Raw genomic sequence first — 4,643 nt, forward strand, 5'->3', positions numbered from 1 at the left:
CGTCGCCCGCACCCGGCCGGGTGCGGGCGACGGACCCCGGTGGCCGCGTCGGGCGCTCAGCCCTCCTCGGCCTTCTCGTCCCCCTCGACCTTCTCGGTGAGCGCGCTGTAGCCGAGTTGCAGCGCGTCGGCGCCGGCCAGCGCGGTCAGCGCGCCGGTGACGCTCCGAGTGGCCCGGGGCCACAGCAACTGGGCGGCGGTCAGACCGGACACCACCCACACACTCAGGCAGAACGGGCAGGTCATCAACTCGCCGGCGGTGTGGCTGTGCGTGTCCGGCGGCACCTCCTCGCTCAGCTCGGACGGGCCCTCGGGCCCCTGGAACCGGGTGAAGGGCGCCCGCAGCGGGCTGGTCACCGAGCTCTTCGTCAGCAGCCTGCTGAGGCGGAACGTGGCGACCGAGGTCAGCAGCAGATCGGCGGGTTGGGGGCGGGCCGGCAACGGACGTCCGCTGAGCCGGACGGCGGTCGCCAGGCCTGCCGTGTAGGCGCCGAAACCGGCCAGGGCCTTCAGATAGCCACCGAGCGGCCGGTCGCTGCCGGCGGAGTAGGAACGCTGCACCCGACGCAGGGCTTCGGTGACGCGGGCCCTGCCTTCCGGTGCTTCCCGGCCGTCTCGCTGCTCCGGTGTTCCGGGGTCGGTGGTGTGGTCGTGCCTGCCGGCGTGCGGCGTGTTCTTCACGGTGGGTTTCCCTCTCGCCCCGTGGGGTGTTCGTCTGCCACTTCCGATGGAGGGCGGGGTTCCCCGTAGGTGCGCGTGCCACACGCCCCACGGCCGGCGGGTGTGCCCTGTCTCCGGCGGGCGGGCGGGCGGGCGGGGTGCTCGCCGGCGACGGCCGGAGTGCTCCGCGCACCACATCCGCACAGGCGGCGGGTGACGGCGAGGCGAACGAGCAGGCCGGGCGGTCCGACGTCGCGCTGTCGCTCGGCAGCCGCCGAGGGGCCGTCACGCTGCACCGGACCCGGTGGGTTCCCTCACCTTGATCACACAAGCGGGGGATACCCCGCGGTCGGTGGGGCACCCGGCAGAGGGTCACCGCTGACGGCACGGCTGAATGCGGCCCCGTGCGGCGAGTGACCGGCAGCACGTACGAAGCAGCAGAAGGAAGCAAGGAGCAAGGCCATGACCGTTCCCGAGGAGAACCGCCCGAAGACGCAGAAGACGGAGGAGGCCCTCGGCGACACCGCGGAGACCGAGCCCGACACGCCGGGCGCCACCGGGCGGACGATGCGCGAGGCCCTGGAGGAGGCGGACGTCAGCCCCGACGACTTCTCCGAGAACTGACCGCCGCTCCGAACGCGACAGGTGTGCCGCCCCCGGCTGCGCCCGGCCCGGAACGCCCCGACCAGCGACAACGCCCACCCGGAGCCGGGTGGGCGGGCACCCCGTGGCCCACGGGGGGACGAATCCCGCTGTACCGGAGGAAAGTGGTCCACATCACGTGGCGCTGCGCCGAGTGCGGGAACACCCGCTAGTGGTTCATCGTTCATCCATATGTGGGTACGGAGGGACAGTGTCCCCGGGCCTCACCTCACGCCCATGGGGACGATCGTTCGGCTGAAGCCCCATGGAGCCTTTCGCCGAGAGGCGACCGCCCTCCGTCCCCCCTTTGCCGCCCCGGCTGGTCTCCCCCGTCCAGCCGGGGCTCTTTGTCGTCCGAGCCGGTGCGCGGTCCGGGCACTGCGGTCGCGCCCGTGCTCCGCGCCTCTTCCTCCGGTCGGCGAGCGGTGCGAACGAGGCGCTGGCCGGGGCGTCCGGTGGTGGATGGTGAGCAGGGCGTCGCTGAATGTGGTCGTGGCTCGTGTGGTCGCGGAGGGGCGGGGCACCCGCTCGGCGGCAGGTACCGGTCAACGCAGGGTTGCCGGCTGCCGGACCACGAAAGGGCAGACCATGACCACTTCCTCTTCGCGTACGGCCCGCCGAGCGCCTGTCCAGTGGGCCGCGTTGCTGGCAGGCGCCGTCTTCCTGCTCGTCGGGGTGCTGGGCTTCGTGCCGGGTGTCACCACGGACTACGACACCCTGGAGTTCGCCGGTCATCACTCGGAGGCCAAGCTGCTGGGCCTCTTCCAGGTGTCGGTGCTCCACAACCTGGTGCACCTGCTGTTCGGCGTCGCCGGGGTGGCCATGTCCCGTGCGCGGAAGACGGCCCGTCTCTTCCTGGTGGGCGGCGGCGCGGTGTACCTGGTCCTGCTGGCGTACGGGCTGCTCGTCGACATGGACAGCGAGGCCAACTTCGTGCCGCTCAACACGGCCGACAACTGGCTGCACCTCGTCCTGGGCGTCGGCATGATCGGGCTGGGCATCCTGCTCACCCGAGCGGTGCCCACCGACGTCGCCAAGGACTGACGCCCGACGCCTCGCGCGAGCGCCGCCCTCCGGGCCGTCCGCCTCCGGGCCGTCGCCCCCGCTCCCGCTCCGAGTGGCGCGGGGGAAGGGGGCGCCCGGCCGAGCGCGTCGAGTACAGTCCGGCCGGTAACCCGTGGGAGGAGGGAACCCGGTGGAGCTCTTTCCGCGGTCACTGCCCGTGAGAGCCGTCACGGGCCGCACCGAAGCGGGGCGGGCGTGGTGGCGGCGGCTTCCGTCACTGGTCGAGGACCTCCGGGAACAGTGGTCGCTGCGGCTGGAAGCCCCGTACACCGGTGGCAGTTGTTCTTGGGCGGCTCCCGCCAGACTTCCGGACGGGACTCCGGCGGTGCTCAAAGTGGCGTGGCCGCACCGGGAGGCCACCGGTGAGGCGGAAGCCCTGCGGCTGTGGAACGGACAGGCCGCGGCCCGGCTGTTCGCGCACGACCCCGCACGGCACGCGCTGCTACTGGAACGCGTCGCGCCGGGTGACGCCATGAATGCCGCCGCAGACGTGGACGTGGAGCAGCGCCTCACGGCCGGCGCCCTCGTGCTCCGCGAACTGTGGCAGGTGCCGCTGCCGGCCACGACGGCCCTGGAGAGGCTGGGGGACGTCACCGCCGAGTGGGCCGATCTGGTCGAGGACCGCGCACGACGGCTGTCGTTCGGGTACGACCCCGGCCTGGTGGCACACGGCGCGCGACTGCTGCGGGAGCTGCCCGGCACGGCGGTCCGCGTGGTCCTCCTGCACGGTGACGCCAATCCGGGCAACCTGCTCGCGGCCGGCCGCCGGCCCTGGCTGGCGATCGACCCGAAACCGATGATCGGCGACCGGGCGTACGATCCCTGGCCGCTTCTGGAGCAGCTCGGTCTCCCCGAGCGGGGCTTCACCGGTGCCGCGGCGAGGGGGCCGGCGCGCGGCCGGCTGGAGTCGCTGGCCGACGCCGTGGGGGAGGAGCCGCGACGGCTGGCGGCGTGGGGTGTGGCGCGGAGCGTCGAAACCGCGATGTGGCAGGCCGACCACGGAGGTGTCGCAGCCGCTCGCACCCACCTGCGGAAGGCCAGGGACCTGGCGGAACTGGCCCAGCTGTGACGGCCGCACGCCCGGGCCCCGGGCGGGGGCGCGCACCCGGCATGGCATCATGATCGTCTGGCAGCCCCCGGGGCCGCGTCGGACGAAGGGTGACAGGGATGACCGTCGGCGACAGCGCCCCGCGGCGGGCCGTGCTCGGAACGTGGCCGACCCCGCTGGAACCCGCGCAACGGCTGTCTGCCGCGCTCGGGCTCGAGGCGTCCGACCTGTGGATCAAGCGCGACGACCTCACCGGTCTCGGCGGCGGTGGCAACAAGGTGCGGAAACTGGAGTGGCTCTGCGGCGCCGCGCTCGCCGCCGGGGCCACCGTGCTGGTGACGACGGGAGCGCCGCAGAGCAACCACGCCCGTCTGACCGCCGCCGCCGGCGCCCGTCTGGGACTCGACGTCGTACTGGTACTCGCAGGCACACCCGGCTCGTCGCACTCCGGGAACCTGGCGCTGGACGGCCTGCTCGGCGCGGACGTCGTGTGGGCGGGTGAGACGTACGGCGAGGCGCTGGACGCCGCGGCCTGGCGGCTGGTCGAACAACTGCGGCGTCGGGGCGCCGTACCGGCCCTCGTCCCGTTCGGCGGGTCCAGCGTGCTGGGAGCGCGCGGGTACGCCGAGTGCGGCACGGAACTGCTCGACCAGGCTCCGGACGTGCAGCACGTCGTGGTCGCGGCCGGCTCCGGAGGGACGATGGCCGGCCTCGTCGACCGCCTGGGTCCGGAGCGGGTGCTCGGGGTGCACTGCGGCGCCGTCGCCGACCCCCGACGCACGGTCGCCGCACTCGTCTCGGGCCTGTCCGGGACGGCGTGCGACCCCCGGAAGCTGCGGTTCCGGCTCGACCAGGTCGGAGACGGCTATCCGACGCTGACCGAACCGGCCATGGCGGCCCTGGAGTTGGCCGCCCGCACCGAGGGCGTCGTGCTCGACCCGGTGTACACCGGTCGCGCGGCGGCCGGGCTGGCCGCCGCCGTCCGGGACGGGGACATCCGCCCCGGGCAGCGCACGGTGCTCCTGCACACCGGAGGACTGCCCGGACTCTTCGGCCATGCCGCGACACTCGCCCGGGCCGAAGGCGACCTGACCGCCGAACGCTGACCGGCCGCACCCCGATCCGCTCCGGCAGTACCGTGCGTGACGAAGCGCCCGGCGAGCGGCAGCGGGGCCGCCCGCCGGGACGCCGCGTCTCACCCGGCGGTACGGCCGTGGTGGTCCCGGCCG

The 4,643-nt window shown here is 74.0% G+C and carries 5 protein-coding genes; 4 read left to right on the top strand and 1 reads right to left on the bottom strand.

All coding sequences use genetic code 11. From position 1 onward, the window contains the following. Positions 1-56: 56 nt before the first annotated feature. Entirely contained in the window at positions 57-680 is a 624-nt protein-coding gene (locus tag ACYVE9_RS16260) for a DUF1360 domain-containing protein (protein WP_461028576.1), read from the bottom strand. Between the two features lie 441 nt (positions 681-1,121). Between ACYVE9_RS16260 and ACYVE9_RS16265 the strand changes: the two genes are divergently transcribed. From ACYVE9_RS16265 to ACYVE9_RS16280, 4 genes are all read left to right on the top strand, one after another. Continuing rightward, positions 1,122-1,283 carry a hypothetical protein gene (locus ACYVE9_RS16265; RefSeq protein WP_461028577.1) on the top strand — a complete coding sequence of 54 codons (162 nt, stop codon included), beginning with the start codon at positions 1,122-1,124 and terminating at the stop codon, positions 1,281-1,283. A 606-nt stretch (positions 1,284-1,889) separates the two neighbouring features. Beyond that, positions 1,890-2,345 carry a DUF4383 domain-containing protein gene (locus ACYVE9_RS16270; protein ID WP_461028578.1) on the top strand — a complete coding sequence of 152 codons (456 nt, stop codon included), beginning with the start codon at positions 1,890-1,892 and terminating at the stop codon, positions 2,343-2,345. Positions 2,346-2,496: 151 nt separating this feature from the next. Further along, positions 2,497-3,435, top strand: coding sequence for an aminoglycoside phosphotransferase family protein (locus ACYVE9_RS16275; RefSeq protein WP_461028579.1), 939 nt, complete (start codon positions 2,497-2,499; stop codon positions 3,433-3,435). A gap of 98 nt (positions 3,436-3,533) precedes the next feature. Continuing rightward, the gene (locus tag ACYVE9_RS16280; RefSeq protein ID WP_461028580.1) at positions 3,534-4,520 is read left to right on the top strand and encodes a pyridoxal-phosphate dependent enzyme; all 987 of its coding nucleotides are present in this window, start codon (positions 3,534-3,536) and stop codon (positions 4,518-4,520) included. Positions 4,521-4,643: the final 123 nt, after the last annotated feature.

It is taken from the genome of Streptomyces sparsus, assembly GCF_054776295.1.

Coding starts and splice junctions, on each gene's coding strand:
- ACYVE9_RS16265 (WP_461028577.1), top strand. CDS start 1,122: ATGACCGTTCCCGAGGAGAACCGCCCGAAGACGCAGAAGACGGAGGAG.
- ACYVE9_RS16270 (WP_461028578.1), top strand. CDS start 1,890: ATGACCACTTCCTCTTCGCGTACGGCCCGCCGAGCGCCTGTCCAGTGG.
- ACYVE9_RS16280 (WP_461028580.1), top strand. CDS start 3,534: ATGACCGTCGGCGACAGCGCCCCGCGGCGGGCCGTGCTCGGAACGTGG.